The following is a 23744-nucleotide window of genomic DNA, read 5'->3' as shown; positions in this document are numbered from 1 at the left end:
TTATAAGTTACAACTTCGTGTATAAAGTTGGGCATCGTTTATAAAAATTTTAACTGAAAACGGTAAAACGCATCATTTTCTCTTGCTCCTTAGTTATTGCATTAAAGGCCCCTTTAATAGGCATTCAAATTAATTAATTCTTCCTCAAAACGGGACTTTGATAAGTATTGTTCTTCGAGTGCTGCTGCAAACGGTATTGGAGTTTCTAAACTGGCCACTCTTTTTATTGGAGCATCAAGATATTCAAAACACGTTTCGCTAATCATTGCTGAAATATCACTCGCAAGACCACCCATTAGTGAGTCTTCTTGTAAAATAATAACCTTTCCAGTTTTTTTAACCGAATCAAAAATAGCGTCTTTATCTAGCGGTGCTAAAGTTCTTAAATCCAATAAATCTGCTTTAATGGAAGGGTTCTTCTCCAAGACCTCTAGTGCCCAATGTACTCCAAAACCATAAGTGATGATTGTAATATCATTCCCTTCTTTTAAAAGTGCCGCTTTGCCTAATGGGATAGTATAGTAATCTGTGGGTACTTGTTGTCGAATGCTGCGGTACAGCGCCTTGTGTTCAAAGAACAATACAGGATTTGGATCTTCAACTGCGGTTGCAATTAATCCTTTTGCATCATACGGAAATGCAGGGTAGACTACTTTTAATCCAGGGGTATGTGTAAACCAAGCTTCATTCGTTTGGCTATGAAAAGGTCCTGCACCTACACCGGCACCACAAGGCATTCTTATGACTACATCTGCCTCTTGGTTCCAGCGATAATGGTTTTTTGCCAAATAATTTACAATTGGATTAAAGCCTGAAGTAACAAAATCTGCAAATTGCATTTCCATAATGGCCTTAAAACCAGTTATAGACAATCCCATACAAGCACTTACGATAGCGCTTTCACAAATTGGTGTGTTCCTAACTCTGTCGTGACCAAAAGCCTCTAAGAAACCTTCTGTAATTTTAAAAACACCTCCATATTCAGCGATATCCTGCCCCATAATCACCGTATTGTCGTGGCGCTCCATCGTTTGTTTTAACCCTACCGAAATAGCATCAATCAATCGCAATTCTTCAGTGGTTGAATTAGGCTTAACTTCCTGATATTCAAATGATTTAAATACGTCATTTAACTCAGTACTTAAATCTGCTTTTACTGTTTCTTCTGCAAAAGCAAGATTTAAACCACCATCGATTTCAGCTTTTATAGCTACTTTTAATTCTTCTATTTGGGTTTCGGTAATAATACCTTTGGCCAACAAGAAATTCTCAAAATTAATAAGTGGATCTTTCTCTGCCCATTCGGTAATTAATTCTTCTGGAACATACTTTGTTCCACTTGCCTCTTCATGGCCTCGCATTCTAAAGGTTTTAAACTCTAATAATACAGGACGCGGATTTTCGCGCATATCCTCGACCAGAGCTTTTACCTTAGTATATACTTCAATAATGTTGTTTCCTTCAATAATGTGAGACTCCATTCCGTAGCCTTTGCCTCGATCTGCAAGATTTTCGCAGTAATATTGCTCGCTGGAAGGTGTTGACAATCCGTATCCATTATTTTCTATACAGAATAAAACGGGTAGTTGCCAAACGGAAGCTACATTAAGTGCTTCGTGAATATCTCCTTCACTAGTTCCTCCCTCGCCCGTGAAAACGGCGCATACTTGCTTGTTTTTCTTGAGTTTGTTTCCAAGAGCAATCCCATCTGCTACACCAAATTGAGGCCCTAAATGAGAAATCATTCCAACAATATTGAACTCTTGTGTACCAAAATGAAAACTACGATCCCGACCTTTTGTAAAACCATTCGCTTTTCCTTGCCATTGTGAGAACAAACGATATAAGGGAATCTCACGAGTGGTAAAGACACCAAGGTTGCGGTGCATTGGTAAAATATATTCTTCTTTGTTAAGAACACTTGTAATACCAACTGAAATAGCTTCTTGGCCAATACCACTAAACCATTTTGAAATTTTGCCCATTCTTAATAAAATCAGCATTTTTTCCTCAATCATCCGAGGTTTTAACATTGCTTTATAAAGATTTTCTAGGGTAGTGTTATCAAGATTATCAATTTGATAATCAAAAAATATGTCAGGTTCAATTTTTGTACTCATAGCCTTTGTTAAGTATCTTCAAAAGTAAAAAAATTATGAAACGTTGCGAAGTACAATCGTATTTATTTGCACTGCGTTTTCCAACGCTATTTTGGTATCTTTGTGAACAAAATAAACTCTTATGAATAATATTCCTAGCGTAGATTTGTCAGATTTTTTAAGTGATGACCCAAAACGTAGGCAAAAGTTTGTGTCCCAAATAGGAGTTGCCTATGAAGAAATAGGCTTTGTATCGCTAAAAAATCATTTTCTGAGTGATGCGCTAGTGGACGGTCTTTATAAAGAAATAAAAGCATTTTTCGCACTTCCCTTAGAAATTAAAGAAGCCTATGAGATAGAAGGCTTAGGAGGACAAAGAGGCTATGTTTCTTTTGGTAAAGAACACGCAAAAGGAAAAAAAGAAGGAGACTTAAAAGAGTTTTGGCATTTTGGACAAGAACCATCAGAAGATGCAAAGTTGAAAGAAAAATATCCAGATAATGTTCTGGTCAAAGAACTCCCCAATTTTAATACAACAGGTATGGATGCCTATAGAATGCTCGAGAAAACGGGAGTCTATGTATTGAGGGCTTTGGCTTTATACATTGGCGTTGAGGAACATTACTTTGATCATTGGGCAGCAAATGGAAACAGTATTTTACGTCCTATCCACTACCCTCCTATTACTAAGGAACCCCAAGGCGCTGTGCGTGCAGGAGCACACGGAGATATAAATTTAATTACTTTACTTATGGGGGCTTCCTCAGGAGGTTTGCAAGTATTGCGTAAAGATGGTGAGTGGATTGACGCGATACCACAGGAAGATGAACTCGTTATAAACGTTGGAGATATGCTGGAAAGGCATACCAATAATAAACTGCGTTCTACGATTCACCGTGTGGCAAACCCACCAAAAGAACAATGGGCGAACCCTCGATTTTCAATTCCGTTTTTTATGCATCCTCGTGGTGATATGGATTTAAGCTGTATGCCAGAATGCGTAGATGAAAAGAGCCCGAAAGCGTTTGATGATATTTCTGCCGGGGATTTTTTACACCAGCGCCTTGTTGAGATCGGATTGATTAAAGAGTAGCTTTATTGAAAATAAGTAAAATGAAAAACTTGTCTTTATATAATACTTGACCACAAGCTGAAAAAATGAAAAGCAAAATTATTTTATTATTATTTTGAACGCTTATCAATACCGTAAAAGTATTTTGCGTGTGACCGCAAGAATAGTGGTAATTTAAAAGTATTATCGCAAATCGCCCTTGATAACGCTGAATCTATAGATATAGCAGCGGTTTCAAAAACTGACTCTAACAATAATAGCTTTGAGATTAAAACTCTTGAATCCTTTAAAGGAAATGATAATGGAGAAACGTACAGCGGTATTTTAGACAATTATTGTGGAACGTTAATTTATGAAAAATTAAAATGGCTTATTTATCGTAACTTTAACTCTGATAATCTGATTGAAAATTAATATGTACGGAATTACTAGGAGTTTTAAAAATCCTCAAAATAATACGCTTGTTTTAAAAGCGCCACCTCCTCCAAAGCTTAATTAAACGATATCTTTACAGAATAAAGTTAGATCTGAAAGAAAAGAAAAAGCAATAGCTGATAGAAATAAAGAAGTTTCTGATTTAAGATTTCGTAGCAATAAATAGCTTACACCGTTTTCAAATTTGACTTGTTTATAAAATATTTCATAAAAAAGATACCTGCCTTCGCGGAAACAAACATGGACTTAAAAGATCAATTGAAAAACCTATTCCCAGAGCACGAGGAAAAAGAGATTCCCAAAGTTGAAACCGATAATACATTTTGGTTACAAGACGAACCTATGATTTGCAAATACGAAAAACGCAAAGGCAAACCCATTACTATAATAGAAGGATACTCAGGAGCTGACAGTGATTTTAAGCAGTTAGCAAAAGAGATCAAAAAGATGCTCAGTGTTGGCGGAAGTTTTAAAAATGAACAGATTATTATCCAAGGAGATTATCGCGATAAAATCATGAAGTTCTTACAAGATAAAGGCTTTAAAACTAAACGTGTTGGAGGCTGAGTGGATTTTTGATTGGCGATTTGCGATTTTCAAAAAAATCTTGAATATGATTCAAAAATAACCAACCGGTAAAATAAGAAATGATCAATAATAAATAAATTGTACATGGTACTTTCAAAATCGAAAATCTAAACCCTCTTTCGCCAAGCGAATTGATCCTTAATGACGATGGTAGCATTTATCATTTAAAGCTACTTCCATCAGATATATCCCACACCATAGTAACGGTAGGTGATCCAGACCGCGTTAGTGGCGTGTCCAAACACTTTGATAGTATTGAAGTGTCAAAACAGCGCCGAGAATTTAAAACAGAAACTGGCAAATACAAAGGCAAAAGAATCACTGTTATTTCCACAGGAATAGGAACTGATAATATTGATATTGTATTTAATGAATTGGATGCATTGGTTAACATAGACCTAAAAAATAAAACGATTAAAGAGCAATTCACCTCACTAACTTTTATAAGAATAGGTACCTCTGGAGCCATACAAGCCGACATTGCTATGGATAGTTTTCTAGTGACCGAAACTGCCATTGGTTTTGACAATCTGTTGCACTTTTATGGAAATACTAATTTTTTAGATACTGCTTTTTCAAAGGCACTTGTAGCACAAACTAGTTGGAATAAAAACAAATCGATTCCTTATGTTGTAAAAGGAGATTCAAATTTGTTAGGGATGTTTTTAAAAGAAGACTTTATAAAAGGCACAACGGCAACCAATGTTGGCTTTTATGGACCGCAAGGCAGAAAATTGAGATTAGGATTGGAAGATGGAGAATTAAACAACAAACTGGAACGTTTTAACTATCAAGGGACGAGCATTACAAATCTTGAAATGGAAACTTCTGGAATTTATGGAATGGCAGCGTTATTAGGACATAAGGCTATTTCACTAAATGCAATTATAGCCAATAGAGCACTTGGCACGTTTAGTGATAGACCAAAGAAGACAGTTGATAGTTTAATAAAAAAGACATTAGACATACTTGTAAAAAGTATTGATTAAATATATATTCTAATAGTAGGTATTGCGATGAAAAATTTAAAGATTGGCGGAGTGCCAGAACATTTTAACCTTCCTTGGTATATTACTCTTAAGGACAAAGAATATCAAAAAAAGAATATCAATTTGCGTTGGAAAGATTATGCTGGCGGGACCGGAGAAATGTGCAATGCATTGCGCGAAGAAGAAATTGATATGGCAGTTATCCTTACTGAAGGGATTATTCGTGACATCATTAATGGCAATGATTGTAAAATAGTTCAAGTTTTTGTAAAATCTCCTTTATTATGGGGGATACACTCCGCAAAGAATAGTACCTATAATGAAATTGAGGATTTAAAAGGAACAAAGGCTGCAATTAGTAGATATGGCTCAGGTTCTCATTTAATGGCTTATGTGCACGCAGAAAAACAAGGTTGGGATACCGAGAAAGATCTTGATTTTGAGGTAATCAAAGATTTAGAGGGAGCTTTAGAAGCATTGCCAGAAGGTCGCGGCGATTATTTTATGTGGGAAAAATTTATGACAAAACCCCACGTAGATAATGGTCCTTTTAAACTTTTAGGAGAATGCCCTACTCCTTGGCCGTGTTTTGTGATAGCCGTGCGAAATGAAGTTTTAAAAAAGAACCCTCAAGAAATCAAAGATATTTTAGAAATCATTAACCATACTACTAAAACCTTCAAAGAAATTCCTGGAATTGACACCGTGATTTCAAGGCGTTATGATCAAAAGCTAGAAGATGTTCAAGAATGGCTTTCACTCACACACTGGAGTCAAAACAAGCTCACTGAATTAGAATTAAAACGTGTCCAGAAAAAATTACTACAATTAGAATTAATTGACGCTACACTTAAGCCTACTAAAATATTGAGCTAAGAGAATATTAGCTTAGCGTCTTTAAGTTTTTCTGGTTTTTTTTTAATTCTGAACGCAACCCATTAAAAGATAATGCATCTTAATTATATAATCTCATATATATGATCACATTTTTAATCATTTTAGGCACGCTTTTAGGTATCAATTTTTTGTTATTGCAGTTTAGTTGCAATGATGCAACAGAGCCTAACATTTCAGATAAAGAGTAATTTTAGTTTAAGTTTAAATAGTTTAAGTAGGATAAGCCAATTGTTTTATTGCAACAGCAGTAAATTAGTTGGCTTGTTTTTTTCTACCAATCAATTTTAGTCTTTTTATTAGCAATTAAATGTTTGTTCGTTTCACTAAAATGTTTATTGCCAAACCAATATCCCCTATTTGCACTTAAAGGTGATGGATGACCACTAGTGAGTACCTCGTGTTTCTTAGTATCTATTATAGCCCCTTTCTTTTTAGCATAGCCACCCCAAAGTAAAAAAACCACACCTTCTCTTTCTTTGGAAATTTTTGAAATAACAGCACCTGTAAATTGTTCCCATCCTTTTTTTTGATGACTTCCCGCTTGATTGGCGCGCACTGTTAATGTGGCGTTTAGCAATAAAACACCTTGACTTGCCCAACGTTGTAAATTTCCCGAACTCGGAATTGAGACTCCTTCATCTGCTTGTAATTCTTTAAAGATATTGTTTAAAGAAGGTGGATGCCTAATCCCATCTTCCACTGAAAAACACAAACCATGTGCTTGCCCTGCTCCGTGATATGGATCCTGGCCTATGATAACCACTTTAACTTCTTTAAAGGGCGTGTAGTCAAAAGCTGAAAACAGCTGGTTTACTGGTGGGTAGCACGTATGCTTTTCATATTCTTCTTCAACAAAATTAAGGAGTCCAATAAAATATGGTTTTTCAAATTCAGATTTTAAAACAGTGTTCCAACTGGGTTCAATTTTTACATCCATTATGTGTATTTTTGTAAATAAATTTTCGAAATTAACTAATGTTACTATCGATTTTCAAATTGCTAATTAAGAAAGATTTTCGCCTTCTGCGAAATCAATGATGGTAAAAATAGATAAAAAAACACTCCAAGATTTAGAATTTCCTGCCGTGCTTGAGCAAGTTGCTGAGTATTGTATTACCGTGCCGGGAAAAGAACGTATAGCAGCATTAACTCCGTTTGAAGACTTGGCTGATGTAATTCCTCAATTACAGGCTGTAAAAGAGTTTACCGCTTCTTTAGGAAGCGACGCACCCATTCCTAATCACGGTTTTGATCCTATTTTTAAAGAATTAAAACTCCTGGGTATTGAGAATAGTACGCTTGAAATTTCGTCCTTTAGAAGAATACTTCAAATTGTAGAAACCATACAAGTACTCTTAAAGTTCTTTAAAAAGTATCAAGAGTTTTATATTCAGCTCAATCATTTTTCTGAGGCTATTTTTTATCATCCAGAAATTGCAACCCAGATACACGCGGTCTTTGACAAATATGGGGAGGTTAAAGATGAGGCATCTCCGCAGTTAGGGATCATTCGTCGCAGACTCAATAGCGTTAAAGGACAAATAAACTCTTCATTTACAAAAGCATTGACAAAGTATGCTAGCAGCGACTATCTCGATGAAATTAGAGAAACTGTTGTTGAAAATAGGCGTGTTCTAGCCGTAAAAGCAATGCATCGTCGCAAAGTAAAAGGAACGGTTTTAGGGACTTCAAAAACAGGAAGAATTGTTTATATGGAGCCGCAAGAAACATTTGAGTTTACTACAGAACTAAGCAACCTTGTTTATGAAGAAAGTGAAGAAGTAAAAAGAATTTTAAAAGAACTTACAGAGTTCGTAAGGCCTTTTAAAGAGCTGCTCACTGAGTATCAAGAATATTTAATTGCTACAGATGCAACTTACTCAAAAGCAAAGTACGCAGTCTCAATTAATGCGGTATTACCCATTATAACTAAAGAGCGAAGGCTTCATCTTATTGATGCTTTTCATCCTTTGCTGTATATTTCAAACACAAAGCGGAAAGAGAAAACCTATTCTCAATCTATTAGTTTGGTCCACGAAGATAGAATCATAGTCATTTCTGGTCCCAATGCTGGCGGTAAGAGTATCACACTAAAAACTGTTGGCTTACTACAAATGCTTTTGCAAAGCGGAATGTTAATACCCGTAGACCCACAAAGTGAACTCTGCTTTTTTGATCGCATTTTAACGGATATTGGTGACAATCAATCTATTGAAAATCATTTAAGTACCTATAGCTATCGGCTTAAAAAGATGAATCAGTTTTTAAAGAAGTGCAATAATAAAACACTCTTTCTAATTGATGAATTTGGAACAGGGAGTGATCCAGAATTGGGTGGTGCTTTGGCAGAATCATTTTTAGAAGTCTTTTACGAACGGGAAGCTTTTGGAATTATTACAACCCATTATGCAAACCTTAAGTTGTTAGCAAGTGAATTACCGAACGCCAGTAATGCAAACATGCTCTTTGATAGCGGTACGCTAGAACCCTTATACAAACTGTATTTAGGAGAGGCGGGTAGCTCATTTACCTTTGAAGTGGCTCAAAAAAATGGCATTCCCTATAGTTTAATAAACAAGGCAAAGAAGAAGGTAGCCCGCGGAAAGATCCGGTTTGATAAATCTATAGCTGATTTGCAAAAAGAACGCGCTAAGCTTCGCAGAACATCAGAAACCTTGGAATCTTCTGCAGATAAAGCTAAGAAAGAAGAACAGCAACTCAAAGAAATTAATATAAAATTACAGGACAAATTAGAGAACTATCAAGAACTATACGATAGCAATCAAAAGCTCCTTAGTATTGGTAAAAAGTTTGACACATTATCAGATCGTTATCATAACAATAAGAAAAAAAAATCGCTACTGGATGAGTTATTTAAAATGGTACTCGTTGAAAATAGCAAACGAAAAAAAATAGCTCCTAAACAAAAGCAAAAAGTAAAGGCAAAAGAGCGCATTACTGAACAAGAAGTAGAAAAGAAAGTAAAGGTTATTAGAGAACGTAAACAGAAAGAGAAAGCCGAATTAAAAAAAGCACCGCCACCTAAACCAAAAGTTACTTTAAAAATAGGCGATCGCGTACGAATGCTGGATGGAAAAGCAATTGGCACGATAGATACGATAGAAAAGAAAAAGGCGATTGTAAATTATGGCATGTTTACCACCAATGTGAGTTTAGAAGCACTAGAAAAGGTTTAGCTGCTTCGCTTAAATGTCAAAAAGTAAAAATCCGAATATCAAAATTTGATTCTTTGAGGGTTTGAGTTAAATAAGAACAACTGAATAAGATGCAGAAGTGAAAGAAACTAAAGAACATAGCATAATTTTATTTGACGGGGTTTGCAATCTATGCAATAGCTCCATCAACTTTGTGATTAAACGTGATAGTGCCAATCTTTACAAATTTACTGCATTACAGGAAGCCCCAGGTATAAGGTTATTAAAGCAATATGGTATTAATACCCTAGACACAGACTCTATTATTCTCATTGAGAATGGAAAAGCGTATACAAAATCCTCTGCGGCTTTGCGAGTAGCAAAAGGTCTTTCTGGGGTATGGCCGGTACTCTATGGCTTTATAATCATACCTAAATGGATCCGAAACGCAGTATATGACTACATCGCTAAAAATCGCTATAAGTGGTATGGAAAGAAAGATAGTTGTATGATTCCTACTCCTGAGCTGAAAAATAAATTCTTATAGAAAGATCCTTCCTCTAAAGCATAAAAAAAGCCTGAGAAATTATTTCACAGGCTTTTAAATAGGTATACTAAATTAATTAGAGTCTTTAGTCTATAGCATTTAATGTATCTAATTTACTTCTATCTTCAGAAGGGGTGCTTCCTTGAATACCGGTTACTTGGATTAAATTAGCTATTTCATTTATATATATTCTTCCTTCTTCGTGAAGAAAAGCTCCATCATTGTTAGTTACCGTATAGTAACCCTGACTATTTGCTCCAGGAATCCCAGTACTAATAGGATCAATATTATAACAACCATCTGGTAAATTAAGTCCAAATAAACTTAGCACCGTTCCTGCAGGGTTTCCAACTAATCTATCATAACCAACAATCATATTGTCGGCTATAACATTTTGAGAAAAACCAATATCATACACAGCGTTTTTGTTAGGTGTATCAATTGGTAACAATTAATTAATAGCAGATACTGCAAAATCTCTCGTAGCAGCTTCATTTTCTGGAGTCAATAGATCATCAGGAATATTATCAGTATTTGGATAATTTGAAAATAATGATGGTACTGGTTTTGCTGTGTTACCAAAATTATAACAGCTTGGTAATCCCAGTTCAAAAGTATGATCAATAATCATATTGTTAGTGACTTCAGGATTAGAAGAAGTTATCCCAATTCTTGAATTGCACTAAAAGAAGCTCCCGCTTGATCTTGTGCTATAAAATTCCAAGTACCTCCATAGTCTCCACCAAAGAAATTATCATAGGTTCCTAATACTGTGGTCATTCTAGTTTGACAAGTCTCTTTTAGTACTCTTGCAACTCCGTTACCGCCAATCATTTCGGAATTCACTAGAACTGGTAAAACTTAAATAATAATTATGACAAAAAAATTTATCGGTACTGTCTTTTTAATAATCACCTCTTTTTTAACAATATACATTGTTCATAGAATAGCAATCAATCCAAATTTTTGGTCGACATTTAAAGAGTTTGTTACTGGAAAAGCTGGATTGAATTGGACTATTCTTATTATTACTTTTACTCATTAATTTTAGCGCCAATATATTTTATGTTTAAATATGGACTAAAATGGACAAGACTATTCAAACGAACCGAATTAAATTAAAACTAACTTTGTGTGGAATTTAGCAAGTTGTGAAATTGCACACTCAAACGAAGAATAAAAATCAAGTCGCGTTTACTTATTTAATACCAAGTATTCTATTAAAGGTTCTTAATTCACATTGATAAAATTGAATCAATTTTTTTTGGAATGATTTTAACAAACTACGCATATTGTAAAGTATTTAAGTTTAGTTATATGACCGAAGGATATTGAATTTGTTACAAATATTATCTGAATTATAAATCAAAACCGAACTGAAAGAGGTCTTTAGCAAGTATAGAATTGGTCACTAATTCGGAATTGAAAATTTTTCGGAATAAATGACTTACCGAAGTCACTCAAACGTTGAAAAAATATAAAATAAAATTAAGAAACATATTTTGAACTATAAAAAACAACGAAATGGCAACAACGCGCATAATTTATTACCAACACTTGCCTACTTGGAAATGTTTGTAGAATTTCCTTAGGTTATTTTCTTTTGCTAAATTTAGTACTTAAACCTTGCATCGAGATCATACACCAATATGTGTTACCGCCAATCATAACGATATACTTTCCTGAAATAGGTTGACTAAAAATTAAAAAAACCTATAGTTCCTTCAAATTGATAGATACCATTTACTTGTCCTACTGAGGCTATGTAATGAACATCTATTCAAGCAGTTTCGATCATCGCAGTGGTATTACGGTCATTGTTCATGTTTATCCATAACTTACCGTGGAAACCATTTTCAATACCAGCAATTACGCCAGTGCACATAACAGATTGTTCGTTGTTAAATGAAGCCCTTGGTGTCATTAATCTTAAATCTGCCGTTTCATTAGTGGCAGTTGTTTCGTTAGTTTCTGTTTCACAGCAAGCAAATAGCGCTAAACCTAAAACAGCAAGGAATAATTTTTTTATTTATTGTTACAAACGTAAAGATAAATAAAAGGGGAGTTATATTTTCTTATTAAAACTATTAAGATATGCTGTTCATCGGCTTAACTATATGTTTCATATAAAGTTAACATACCGTTATTACTTTAAATTTCTTAAAATGAAGTCTAATTTTACGTTGGTATTTTCATTTTGGTTAAAAGCGAAATTATTATGTTTTATTTCTGTAGCGAGACCTTGCTCTTTCCAAGTAGTAATAATTTCAGCATTTTTTAGACTGACTTTACCACTAAGCAATGGAGACAGGTTTTGATTATTATAGAATGCTTCGTATACTTTTTTTAGTCCAGTAAGGTACATATAGTCTTTTGTGAACCCTCCTCCTCTATGAGCCCGCAAGCTAATGTTATATGCTTCTTCTCTATTTAATTTGTATTGGTTATGTAATAGATCAAAGGTATCTGCAAACACAAATCCCTTACGGAGACTATCTGCTGCTAATACTCTGTAGGCTAATTCTTTTAATCTATAAAGTGTTAGACATCCACTCATATATTCACTAAAAACAGCCAGTCCTTCTTGTGTTTCAACATTTTTAGGGAATCCATTGGAAAAAATCTTAAGCGGTTGTTCTATAGCATTGTAGGTGGTAACAAGGTGAACTCCAATTTCATGATTGGCGAGTACTTTTAATTGATTGATGCTAAACCTGTGATTTTTCTTTAGTATAAGTGTTTGCGTGTTGTTCTGCACCATGGCTGCAGCCGAAATCTTTGTAGAGTATTTTATTTTAAGCGGAAAATTGTACTGCTTCATAAAATCCATAAAATAGCCAGCGGCTTCTTCTGCTGTATAAATGGGTGACATTTCGTTATCTAATGTAGATTCATCCTTAAAATGAAGAATGAACTTTGCATTTTCAACGTCCTTGTCATTGGGTGTTCCAAAGGATTTTAAACAGTTGTAATAAAACTTATCATGATTTCCAATAGTCTCAATACACTGTATTAATCCAGAATAATCATAAATAACATCTCTATAAAAAGCCCTAGATTTATCGTCTTTAATAATATCTATATTCTGTGAAAATAGGTTTTGTTGTAATTTATGTGCGTCAAAATCTATTTTTCGGTAGTGAAATGATGGGTTGACATTGTATTTTGAAGCAAAGAAATTTCGTTTTTCCTGTTCAATATTTATAGGGTTTATATAATTGAGAAGTTCTATTTTTTGAACTAACTTATTTAAAGATTGATCAATTTCTATAAGATGAGGATGAGCTTGAACGGCTGTTTGTAATGACATTAAAAGGTTTTAGATTTTTCTTAAGTTGCTTTAACTTGAGAAATGTTTTGTAAAAAAAATGCGTTGTGTTCTATAATTTTTGATTGTAATTGTGTCTGGATTGCCTGGACTACTTCAGGGAAGATAAGTCCATTTAGTTCATCACAATATACTTTTTTAAATTCTGTAGCGAGTACAAGCGTATTATTAAAATTTGAAGTGATGTATTTCAGAAAATAACCATTGCCTTGAAACGTATCGTTAATTTTTGAAGTAGCTTTTATTTCGTACGGAAGTTTCAGCTGTGCTAAGGACGCTCTCCAACTTTCAGCAAAACTTCCAAATTTTGCAGTGTCAATATTTGAGGTTCCTAGATTAATCACAGGTACTTCCCTATCCCATCTGCGCCAGTTATAGCTATGCATGTCATACACAATAATATTTTCAAATTCAGCCTCAAGTACTTCAATAAGGGTTTGAACGACAATGTAAAAAGTGTTGTGTTTAGATAGGCTTTTTTTTTTCTGATCGGGTGTCAAAGGATCTTTCCATAGTTTTTTCCCCCAGGCATCTTCATAAATTGCCTTTTCTGGAGTTCTATTTAAATCGTATTCAAACCTACTGTCGCAGCCTGCAATAACTATGGGATGTGTTTTTACAAACTCTTTTGTGCACGGATCTTCCTCAAACCATCGTTCATATTCAGTATGCAAGCAATTATCCCAAAGTTCCTTCCTAAACTGGTGTCCATCGTGAACGGCAGCACACACATAGGGCACATATGCTTCTATTTTTAATGTAAATGAATAATCTTCAGTCACTGCGTCAAATGGTTCTTTTGCTTTTATAAGCGCGATAATATCGGGTACAGATAGTCTTTGCATATTAAAAATCGTTTAGATCTTTCGGTATTTAATGATTCAGAATGGAAGATTTAAGCTTCGTCCACGTGTTTTCTTAATTTTGTGCGACGCTCAAAAGCGATAACTCTTTCTTGTACTTTGTCCTCTACAAAATCTATAATTTTTTCTTGAATTCTAGATTTGTATACCTTATTGATATAGGTTATTCCTCCTGGCGACATTACATTAACTTCCACTAACATTCCACCAATCACATCGATGCCACAAAAATAGAGTCCGTCTTTCACTAATTTAGGACCAATCTTTCTGCACAACTCCTTCTCTTGACTTGTTAATGAATGTTTTTGAACAGTACCTCCAGCACTAACGTTACTTCTATGGTCTTCTTCTCCTGGAACTCTCTTCATAGCCCCTATTGGCTGTCCGTTGAGCAAAAGAATACGAACGTCGCCTTGGTCTGCCCCTTCAATATAATCTTGAAGTATGACGTAATTACTAGTTCCATCTTTATTATCTATATAAAAATCTAATAAAGAATTAATACTCTTCATAGCTCTCTTTTCAATAAGAATTACACCAGAACCTCCAAAACCATTTAATGGTTTTAAAATCATTCTATCAGGCCCTTCTTTAATAGTCTCTTTTAGATATTGTTTGTTTTTGGTAACATGTGTTCTAGGAATAAATTCACTTTTTTCATCCTCAAAAACAGCAGTATATAGTTTATTATTTGCTCGGCGTATACCATCTAAATCATTCATAATAAAAACATCGTCCTTTACACTATCTAAAAAATTAAGCATAATCATGTCCAATGGTGGATTGCTCCTTAAAATAATGACATCAAAACCAGCTAAGGGTAACATTTCGTCATAAAACGCTGCTTTTTTGTGAAATGATTTTAAATTATTTGAAATTTTTTCTGCTCTTTTTAAACAACGGCTAAATCCGTACGCTACACTATCCCTAATTGTTAAATTAGCGGGAGTAGTTATTGCGATACCGTGTTCACGCTTTGCAAATTCTTGAATCATGGCTAATGTTGAATCATTTTCTGGATCCATTTCATCCCAAGGGTACATTATAAAACAAACATTCATACAAATAGTTTTAGGTTTTCTACAAATAACGTATTTTTTCAATTAAAAAAATTCAGAAAAGTATGCATCTGACTAATTTGTCAAAAATATATAAATTTTAAAAAGTAAAAACTTATGGATATCGAATAGTAGACAGAAAAAGGAATGGAATTTATGGTGGAATATGGCTCTAAAATTATTTGGGCTATTCTAATCTGGATAATTGGTTCTTGGCTTGTTAAGAAAATTACGAGCACAGTAGAACGCTTAATGGAGAAGAAAAAGCACGGTCTTATCTTGCAAAAAATCTTATGCAATTTAATTGGTTGGGGGCTTTGAATCCTACTAGTACTTTCAATATTAGCAAAGTTGGGGGTGGAAACCACTTCTTTTGCTGCGACATTAGCAGCTGCTGGTCTTGCCGTTGGTCTTGCTTTACAAGAATCGCTTTATAACTCTGCCGGTGGTGTTTTAATAATGATATTTAAACCGTTTAAAATTGGAGATTTGATTGAAGGGCAAGGAGCACTAGGAATTGTAGTTGACATTGATTTATTTACGACTAAAATTAACACCTCTCAAAATAAGCTTGTTATTATTCTAAATGGCGCTTTGTCTAATGGAAACATCACTAATTATTCTGAAAATGGAGTTTTGAAAGTTTTTTACACCATTGGTGTGAGTTATAATGTAGATATCAAGAAGACTAAAGAAGTACTTGTGAAAGTCCTTACTTCTCAAGAAAAAGTATTAAAAGACCCAGCGCCTATGGCAGAAGTTTCAGGTCTTAGAGATAGTTCAGTGAATTTTGCAGTAAGTCCCTCTTGTAATACCGAACATTATTGGGATGTTTACTTTGCTAAATTAGAGAATGCTAAAAACCTACTGGATGCCGCTGGCATTAAAACTCCTTATCCTCAAGCAGTTGTAATACGAAAAAAAGGGTGATAGTCTAAACCTTTTGTAAAAAAAAACTTCCTTATGGAGGTTTTTTTTTAGTTGAGGCAGCATTAAGTCGCTGGAATACAATGTTTAAAACTAAAAACACTTGTAATTAAGCAATAAGGTTAATTCTATAGAATATAAATTAAAGGGAATAGACTTTGAAATTATCAAATCCTGCATAATCACCATTTCCGTCTTGATTTAATATTAAATCAAGCCTAACATTATTTGTTCCAGGAGGTACGACTATAATTTCGGTTCCTTGGGCCGATGAGTTTGCGGATCCATCCATTAAGAGAACTGTTGGTTGCGCAACATCTTCATAATAAACAATATAACTCACATCATCGCCATTGTCAAATTCATATATGTCATAATCAAATACAACTCTGGCATTATTCATTCCAGTTACTGAAACATTTTGAAAACTAATAACGTGGTCTACATCGCCACCACCTGTTGGATTATCTAAATCACGACACCCTAAGAAATGTCCATTTACATTATCAATATTATTATCAGCATTATCTGTAAACGTAGATATAACTCCCCAAACATCATCTAATAGATAGTCATAATAAAAAGCTGGGGTATTGGTATAATTCCAAGTTAAATTTGAATCAAAATCTTGACTTGCAATATTCGTAATTGTGGTTGTAAGAGAATAAATTTCTTCCCAACCTAAACCATTCCATATTTCTAAAGTTCCAGTTTCTGCAACAAAGACTATTAAACCAACGTCATCTAATCCCGCAGGAATATCCAAGAGATTTGCGTGAGCAGGAACCCTTGGTGGCATAAAACCTTTATAAGGAGAATTTCCTGTGGCACTACTAGAAACCTCCAACATACTAGCATTACTCGGTGTTGTCGTTCCAATACCAACCTGAGAGAAGAGCATTGTGCCCACAAAAAAAGACAGTAAAACAAACATATTTTTCATGACTATATTTTCATATAGCAGTAAATCAGGCAGTTAAATTTAAAGATTGGGACTACAATTATAACTATAATTCTTTATTTAAAGGTTATTTAACGTTTAAAAATAATTTATTTCTTGTAATTATCATCCCAATCCTTAACATGTGGTTCCCCTAGCTTGCCTTGAGATTTTGCGACTAACATAGATACAGATGCATCACCGGTGACATTAATTACAGTTCTACACATATCTAGTGGTCTGTCCACCGCAAAAATTAATGCAAGACCAGCCTCCGGTATTCCGGCGTAGCCTAAAACCCCAACTAACATTACCATGCCTGCTCCAGGTACAGCAGCAGAACCAATAGAGGCCAGCGTGGCTGTGGCTATAATGCCTAGTTGTGTCCCAAAACTTAAATCCATCCCAAACGCTTGTGCTATAAAAACTGCGGCTACTGCTTGGTATAAACTCGTTCCATCCATGTTAATAGTAGCTCCAATTGGCAGCACAAAACTCGAAACTTTTTCGTCTACTCCTAAGTGTTCTGTTACACGTTCCATTGTTACTGGCAGTGTAGCCGCACTGCTACTTGTTGAAAAAGCCAATAACTGAGCCGGTGCTATTCCCTTTAAAAAGAAACTAGGGGTTCTTTTAGTAAATATCCAAACTAGTAATAAATAAACACCTACCATTAGTAAAAGTCCTAACACCACAGATATTGCATACATTCCTAAGGCTGCAAATAAATCTGGGCTAGGTGCTTCTACTACAAGTGCTGCTAACAATGCAAAAACACCATAAGGAGCAGCAAGCATTATTAAGTCTACCATCTTTAAAATAACTTCATTTACCCCATCAAAAAAGTCCTTAACTGGTTTTCCTTTTTCTTCTGGAATTAATATTAATCCTATGCCAAAGAAAACAGCAAAGAAAATTACTTGTAACATGTTGCGATTACTAGCCGATGCACTAAAGATATTTTCTGGAACTAAATCAATAAGCGCTTGAAGAGGGCCGGCTTCTTTTTGTTTTGATGCATCTATACGTTTGGATTCAGCATCACCTCCATAGGCTTCCACAAGTTCATTTCTCGTCTCTTCATTAATGGTGCCGCCTGGTTTTACAATACTTACTACACCTAGACCTATAGATACTGCAATTACTGTAGTTATAACATAGGTTATAATAGTGCGAAATCCCATTTGAGACAAACTAGAAATATCTTTTAAGTCTGAAATACCCTTAATTAGAGCAGCTAGTATTAACGGTATTGCAATCAATTTTAAAGAACTAATAAAAATAGTTCCAAAAGGTTTAATCCAATCCCCGATAAAATCAGAACCCCAAGAAAAATTGGTTAGAATCAATGCAAATAGAACTCCCAATGTCATTCCTATTAATATTTGCCAGTGTAATGCTAATTTCTTCATAGATGGTTTTTTATTGTCTGTTTGCTAGTTAACATTGTAATTTAATATCGATTTACAATGTAATAGTTTTCTGAATAATATACGGTGTTTAATCCTGATAGCTATCAGAAACAGCTATGCCTTAGTGAGCCTATCTGCTAATGTAAAATCTGCTAAAACTAAAGCAGCCATTGCTTCAACAATTGGTACCGCTCTAGGAACAACACAGGGATCATGACGGCCTTTTCCTTGCATTTCTACAATTTCTCCTTTAGCATTTAAAGCGTCTTGTTTTTGTAATACCGTAGCCACAGGCTTAAACGCCACTGTAAAGTAAATGTCTTCACCATTACTAATTCCGCCTTGAATACCTCCGCTAAAGTTAGTTTTAGTGCTTCCATCTTCATTAAACAAATCATTATGTTCACTTCCTTTCATGGTAGCACCTTTAAAACCACTACCAAACTCAAATCCCTTCACGGCATTTATACTTAGCATTGCTTTTCCCAGATCTGCGTGTAGTTTATCAAAAACAGGTCCGCCCAATCCAACAGGTACATTTTGTAAGACACAACTAATCGTGCCTCCAACAGTATCTCCTTGCTTTTTAATTTCTTTAATATAAGCTTCCATTTTTGTCGCCATATCGGCATCTGCGGTACGTACAGGGTTTTTTTCTATTTCTGAAAAATCCAATTCTGAATACTGTTTATCCAGATATAATGTCCCTACGGAAGATACATAGGCTGTTATTTCAATTTCTTTTATAAATTGTTTTGCAATGGCCCCAGCAGCTACTCTAGTTGCCGTTTCACGAGCAGAAGAACGCCCACCACCTCTATAATCTCTAATCCCATATTTCTTGGCGTACGTATAATCTGCGTGGCTTGGGCGATAAGTATCTTTGATATGACTGTAATCTTTCGACTTTTGATTGGTATTTTCAATAACAAAACCAATAGGAGTTCCAGTAGTTATCCCTTCAAATATTCCGCTTAAAAATTTTACCGTATCTGGTTCTTTTCTAGCGGTTACAATAGCGGATTGTCCTGGTTTTCTTCTCGACATTTCCGCTTGTATTGCCTCAAAATCTAGGGATATTCCTGAAGGACAGCCATCAATAATTCCGCCAATAGCTTCACCGTGAGATTCGCCAAAAGTGGTAAGTTTAAAAAATTTTCCAAAGGTATTACCAGCCATACTATTGTTTTGTAACAAATGTAAGTGAACCATAGGAATTAGCAAATATGAAATCCCAAAGTCTCCTAATTTATTATATTTGAAATTTTACAACAATGCATTTCTAAGAATAGTAACCGGATGCAACGCGTCGCGCAAGGTTCCATCTTTAATTTGATGTCTACAGCTCGTCCCGTTTGCTGCAATAATAGTGGTCATATCTGCTTTTCTAACCGAAGGAAACAGTCGCAACTCACCAATTTGCATACTTGTTTCATAATGGTCTTTTTCATAACCAAAACTTCCAGCCATGCCACAACAACCAGAAATTATGAGTGTTGGCCTATAATTTTCAGGGAAATTTAGAATATCAAAAGTTACTTTTTGATTGCTCAATGCCTTTTGGTGACAATGGACATGAATTTTTAATGACTGTTTGTTCTTATTAAATTGCTCCTTAGTTATAGTTCCATTTTCCATTTCATTAGCAAGGAATTCTTCAATTAAAAAGGTGTGATTTGAAATCTGCTTTGCTGAATTTTCATCTGTTGCCAACCTTAAAAATTCGTCTCTAAATCCTAGTATAGCCGAAGGTTCAATACCTACTAGCGGTGTAAGTTCATCAACAAATTCTTTTAAAAATGAAATGTTTTTGTCAATTTCATTTTTTGCTTCATCAAGAAAACCTTTGGAGATTAAGGCTCTTGCGCTGTCAAGCGTATCGACAATTTTCAAAGTATAGCCCAATCTAGTTAACAATGCCACAGCATCTTCAGTAATAGTTCCATCTAAGTATTTTGAAAATTCGTCTACAAAAAGAATTACCGTTTTTCCATTTGATTTTTCAGTTGATGAGAACTTGTTTTTCCATAGATTAATACTTGGTAATGACCTTTCTAAAGCGATTCCTCCAATGTTCTTAATCCATTTTTCAATTACAGTATTCCGATATAAAGCATTTGTAATGGCAGGTACTTTAGCTGCTAGTCTATTGTAAAAAGTGCTTTTAGCAAACAGCTTTTCAGAAAAAGAAGTACCATTAGATTTTCGGTATTGATACAAAAATTCAGCTTTTGCGGTTGCCATATCCACATTGCTAGGACATTCCGTTGCGCATGCTTTGCAACTAATACAGAGATCGAATACCTTTTTTAAATCTTCTGAGTCAAATTTATTTTCTGCTTTGTTGGTATACAGCACTTCTCGTAGCATATTTGCTCTTGCTCTCGTTGTGTCTTTTTCATTTTTAGTTGCGTGATAACTCGGGCACATGGTGCCAGAAGCATCAGCACTCTTGCGACAGTCCCCGCTGCCGTTACATTTTTCAGCCAACCTGACAATACCTTCAGAATCTTTAAAATTAAATTTAGTTTCAATTTTTGGAGTAATGCTGTTTACTTTTGTTCTTAATGCAGCATCCATCTTCTCGGCATCTACAATCTTTCCTGGGTTAAAAATATTGTTAGGATCAAATATTTTTTTAATCTTTTTAAAAAGTTCGTAATTCTTCTCCCCTACCATAAAAGGTATAAATTCTGAGCGAACAATACCGTCGCCGTGTTCTCCCGAAAAGGATCCTTTGTACTTTTTTACTAGCTGAGCTACTTCTGTAGTAATGATTCTAAAATAATCCACTCCTTCATCAGTTTTCAAATTTAGAATAGGACGTAAATGAAGCTCCCCTGCTCCCGCATGTGCATAATACACTGCTTTTTGTTTATGCTTATCCATAATTGCAGAGAATTCCTCGATGTAGGATGGCAAGTCTTCAAGTGCTACTGCGGTATCTTCAATACACGCCACGGCCTTATGGTCGCCTACCATATTGCCTAATAGTCCTAGACCAGCTTTCCTAAGCGCCAGTGCTTTGTCTACATCATCTCCTTTAAGAATTGCTGTGTGATAGCTTAATGCCGATTGATTAACCGTATCTTCTAATGCCGCAATTTCGGTTGCTAGTGTTTCTTCAGAATCCCCTTTAAGCTCAAGTAATAAGAGGGCTTTAGGGCTTTTTTTTATAAAAAATCGATGCGAATTATAATAGGTGTTTTTCTTGGTTCGTTCTAAAATAACATCATCCATCAACTCGCAGGTATGCAAGTTATGTTTCATCACATTTACTACATCTTTTAAACAGTTTTGTAAGTTGTCATAATGAGTTGCTAGCATTACCGTATGCAAAGGCGGCAATGCATCCAATTGCAATGTGATGGCTGTCGTAAAAGCTAAAGTACCTTCGCTTCCGCACAATAATGTACACATATTAAAAGGCTTATCCCCATTAAAAATAGTCGCATTCAATAATGTATCTACAGCATATCCTGTGTTGCGACGGTGTATTTCTTTTTTCGGAAATTGATCTATAATTTCTTTTTGTACTTCTTTCTTTTCTAATAGGTTAAATATATTTTTATAAATAGAAGCTTCAAGTGAAAGTTCTTCAAGTTTAAACCAAAAATCTTCTTTTGAAGTTTCCGTAAAGATGGCTTTTTCTCCGTTTGAAAGTATTGTTTCCATTTGCAAAACCTTCTCTCGTGTAACACCATATTGGATGGAGGTTGTTCCGCTAGAATTGTTGCCCACCATACCTCCTATCATACATCTATTTGATGTAGAAGTGTTGGGGCCAAAGAACAAACCGTGTGGTTTTAAATAGGCGTTTAGCTCGTCACGAACAACACCAGGTTGTACAGTAACGGTTTTTGCTATAGGATCAAAAGAAATTATTTCAGTGAAATATTTAGAAACATCAACAATAATACCTTCTCCTACGCATTGTCCAGCAAGCGATGTACCTGCAGTTCTTGGAATTAGACCAATTTCATGTTTGGTTGCAAAGCGTATTAACTGAATAATACCTTCTTCAGATTTTGGAAAAGCAACTGCCAATGGAAGCTTTCTGTATACAGAGGCATCTGTCGCATAGATTGTCTTATGGAGAGAATCGTACTTTAATTCACCCTCAAATATTTTAGCTAAGTTTTTAAGTGCTGTTTGCATACTATGTAAATATAGCTGCTATGAAGAGATGGAACAATTTTGTTTTAATAAGATTATATTTAGTTTCTAATATGCTTAACTTATACTCGTGTATGGGGGGTTAATTGTATTAACACTCCCCAGCGATGGCATCCCTATAAATCTTTTCATAAATAGGCACAACAGTATGGGTATCAAACCTTGCTGCAGACTTTCGGGATTTAGCTTTAAATTGGGCTAATGTAGTATCGTCTCTAAGAATTTTTAATGCGTTTTGTGCCATTTCATCTACCGCTCCAACATTGCTTAAATAACCGCTCTCGCCATCAATATTTACTTCGGGAAGTCCTCCCGTATTACTTGAAATTACCGGCACTCCGCTTGCCATGGCTTCCAATGCTGCAAGCCCAAAACTTTCTTTCTCTGATGGTAACAAAAATAAATCTGAAAAGCATAAAATCTTATCCACTTCATTGCTGTTTCCAAAGAATATAACTTTATCTGCAATACCCAGTTGATCAGTTAGTTGTTCTGCTGGTTCTTTTTCTGGTCCCTGCCCTACTATTAATAGTTTTGCAGGCATTTCTCTTTGAATCTGATAAAATATTTGAATAACATCCTGTATTCTTTTTACAGGTCTTAGATTACTAACGTGCGTAATAATGCGCTCGTTGGGCAAGGCCATCAAATCTCTTTGACAATCTGTATATGGGTTTTGAAAACTTTTAGTGTCAATAAAATTAGGAATTACATTAATATTCTTCTTTACATCGAAAAGTCGCAATGTATCGTCTTTTAGACTTCGTGAAACTGAAGTAACACAATCACTGTTATTAATACTAAAGGTTACTGCAGGCTTATAAAATGGATGATTGCCTACTAAGGTAATATCGGTACCGTGTAATGTTGTTACCATTGGAATCGTAATTCCTTCTTCTGCTAACATTTGTTTGGCCATATAACCCGCATACGCGTGGGGAATAGCATAATGAACGTGCATCACATCTATTTTATAGAGTTTTACCATATCCACTAATTTACTTGAAAGTGCTAACTCATAAGGCTGGTATTTAAACAATGGATAGGTAGGTACCGAAACTTCATGGAAGAATATTTTGTGTGATAACAAATCCAGCCGCACGGGCTGTTTGTAGGTTATAAAGTGGATTTCGTGACCACGTTCAGCAAGGGCTACCCCTAATTCTGTGGCTACTACACCGCTACCCCCGAAGGTTGGGTAACAAACAATTGCAATTTTCATGTGCTGGGATTTCTTTTGTGAATTTTAAACTCCTAA

At 35.0% G+C, this 23744-nt stretch carries 21 protein-coding genes; 8 read left to right on the top strand and 13 right to left on the bottom strand.

The features are described 5' to 3' along the window. Positions 1-113: 113 nt before the first annotated feature. Entirely contained in the window at positions 114-2120 is a 2007-nt protein-coding gene (locus tag ABXT67_RS13995; protein WP_415374658.1) for a thiamine pyrophosphate-dependent enzyme, read from the bottom strand. A gap of 121 nt (positions 2121-2241) precedes the next feature. Here ABXT67_RS13995 and ABXT67_RS13990 point away from each other — a divergent pair, with 121 nt between their 5' ends. From ABXT67_RS13990 to ABXT67_RS13975, 4 genes are all read left to right on the top strand, one after another. After that, on the top strand, positions 2242-3192 hold the full coding sequence (locus tag ABXT67_RS13990; protein ID WP_415374657.1) for an isopenicillin N synthase family dioxygenase: 951 nt from the start codon (positions 2242-2244) through the stop codon (positions 3190-3192). Positions 3193-3846: 654 nt separating this feature from the next. Next, on the top strand, positions 3847-4173 hold the full coding sequence (locus ABXT67_RS13985) for a translation initiation factor (RefSeq protein ID WP_415374656.1): 327 nt from the start codon (positions 3847-3849) through the stop codon (positions 4171-4173). A 152-nt stretch (positions 4174-4325) separates the two neighbouring features. Then, a complete protein-coding gene (locus ABXT67_RS13980) occupies positions 4326-5183 on the top strand; it encodes a nucleoside phosphorylase (protein ID WP_415374655.1) in 858 nt (285 codons plus the stop codon). A 27-nt stretch (positions 5184-5210) separates the two neighbouring features. Next, on the top strand, positions 5211-6059 hold the full coding sequence (locus ABXT67_RS13975) for a substrate-binding domain-containing protein (protein ID WP_415374654.1): 849 nt from the start codon (positions 5211-5213) through the stop codon (positions 6057-6059). Between the two features lie 292 nt (positions 6060-6351). Here the strand turns inward: ABXT67_RS13975 and ung are convergent, their stop codons facing one another. After that, entirely contained in the window at positions 6352-7017 is a 666-nt protein-coding gene (gene ung, locus ABXT67_RS13970) for a uracil-DNA glycosylase (protein ID WP_415374653.1), read from the bottom strand. 100 nt (positions 7018-7117) lie between these two features. Between ung and ABXT67_RS13965 the strand changes: the two genes are divergently transcribed. After that, on the top strand, positions 7118-9277 hold the full coding sequence (locus tag ABXT67_RS13965) for an endonuclease MutS2 (RefSeq protein WP_415377001.1): 2160 nt from the start codon (positions 7118-7120) through the stop codon (positions 9275-9277). A gap of 97 nt (positions 9278-9374) precedes the next feature. Next, on the top strand, positions 9375-9782 hold the full coding sequence (locus ABXT67_RS13960) for a thiol-disulfide oxidoreductase DCC family protein (RefSeq protein WP_415374652.1): 408 nt from the start codon (positions 9375-9377) through the stop codon (positions 9780-9782). 85 nt (positions 9783-9867) lie between these two features. Here the strand turns inward: ABXT67_RS13960 and ABXT67_RS13955 are convergent, their stop codons facing one another. The 6 genes from ABXT67_RS13955 to gshB form a co-directional block, all read right to left on the bottom strand. Continuing rightward, positions 9868-10233 carry a hypothetical protein gene (locus ABXT67_RS13955; protein ID WP_415374651.1) on the bottom strand — a complete coding sequence of 122 codons (366 nt, stop codon included), beginning with the start codon at positions 10231-10233 and terminating at the stop codon, positions 9868-9870. Next, on the bottom strand, positions 10234-10413 hold the full coding sequence (locus ABXT67_RS13950; protein WP_415374650.1) for a hypothetical protein: 180 nt from the start codon (positions 10411-10413) through the stop codon (positions 10234-10236). It lies immediately after the preceding gene. A gap of 29 nt (positions 10414-10442) precedes the next feature. Continuing rightward, positions 10443-10628: a hypothetical protein gene (locus tag ABXT67_RS13945; protein WP_415374649.1), complete on the bottom strand. Its 186-nt coding sequence runs from the start codon at positions 10626-10628 to the stop codon at positions 10443-10445. Between the two features lie 1300 nt (positions 10629-11928). Then, complete coding sequence (locus ABXT67_RS13940; RefSeq protein WP_415374648.1) at positions 11929-13092, bottom strand: flavohemoglobin expression-modulating QEGLA motif protein; 1164 nt, start codon at positions 13090-13092, stop codon at positions 11929-11931. Positions 13093-13112: 20 nt separating this feature from the next. Then, entirely contained in the window at positions 13113-13955 is an 843-nt protein-coding gene (locus ABXT67_RS13935) for an N-formylglutamate amidohydrolase (RefSeq protein WP_415374647.1), read from the bottom strand. 50 nt (positions 13956-14005) lie between these two features. After that, positions 14006-15034, bottom strand: a complete 1029-nt coding sequence (gshB, locus tag ABXT67_RS13930) for a glutathione synthase (RefSeq protein ID WP_415374646.1) — start codon at positions 15032-15034, stop codon at positions 14006-14008. A 144-nt stretch (positions 15035-15178) separates the two neighbouring features. Between gshB and ABXT67_RS13925 the strand changes: the two genes are divergently transcribed. Then, the gene (locus ABXT67_RS13925) at positions 15179-15352 is read left to right on the top strand and encodes a mechanosensitive ion channel family protein (protein ID WP_415374645.1); all 174 of its coding nucleotides are present in this window, start codon (positions 15179-15181) and stop codon (positions 15350-15352) included. Positions 15353-15388: 36 nt separating this feature from the next. Further along, a complete protein-coding gene (locus ABXT67_RS13920) occupies positions 15389-15961 on the top strand; it encodes a mechanosensitive ion channel family protein (protein ID WP_415376999.1) in 573 nt (190 codons plus the stop codon). Positions 15962-16100: 139 nt separating this feature from the next. Here the strand turns inward: ABXT67_RS13920 and ABXT67_RS13915 are convergent, their stop codons facing one another. From ABXT67_RS13915 to bshA, 5 genes are all read right to left on the bottom strand, one after another. After that, the gene (locus tag ABXT67_RS13915; protein ID WP_415374644.1) at positions 16101-16901 is read right to left on the bottom strand and encodes a hypothetical protein; all 801 of its coding nucleotides are present in this window, start codon (positions 16899-16901) and stop codon (positions 16101-16103) included. Positions 16902-17008: 107 nt separating this feature from the next. Beyond that, a complete protein-coding gene (locus ABXT67_RS13910; RefSeq protein ID WP_415374643.1) occupies positions 17009-18310 on the bottom strand; it encodes a dicarboxylate/amino acid:cation symporter in 1302 nt (433 codons plus the stop codon). 114 nt (positions 18311-18424) lie between these two features. Continuing rightward, a complete protein-coding gene (aroC, locus tag ABXT67_RS13905) occupies positions 18425-19489 on the bottom strand; it encodes a chorismate synthase (RefSeq protein ID WP_415374642.1) in 1065 nt (354 codons plus the stop codon). Between the two features lie 87 nt (positions 19490-19576). Continuing rightward, on the bottom strand, positions 19577-22468 hold the full coding sequence (locus ABXT67_RS13900; RefSeq protein WP_415374641.1) for an FAD-binding and (Fe-S)-binding domain-containing protein: 2892 nt from the start codon (positions 22466-22468) through the stop codon (positions 19577-19579). Between the two features lie 109 nt (positions 22469-22577). Further along, positions 22578-23708: an N-acetyl-alpha-D-glucosaminyl L-malate synthase BshA gene (gene bshA / locus ABXT67_RS13895; RefSeq protein WP_415374640.1), complete on the bottom strand. Its 1131-nt coding sequence runs from the start codon at positions 23706-23708 to the stop codon at positions 22578-22580. Positions 23709-23744: the final 36 nt, after the last annotated feature.

The sequence above is a fragment of the Patiriisocius sp. Uisw_017 genome, from assembly GCF_047731265.1.
Classification (GTDB): Bacteria; Bacteroidota; Bacteroidia; order Flavobacteriales; family Flavobacteriaceae; genus Patiriisocius.
The sequence above is the reverse complement of the archived record's forward strand: the minus strand, read 5'-3'. Positions and strand labels throughout refer to the sequence as shown.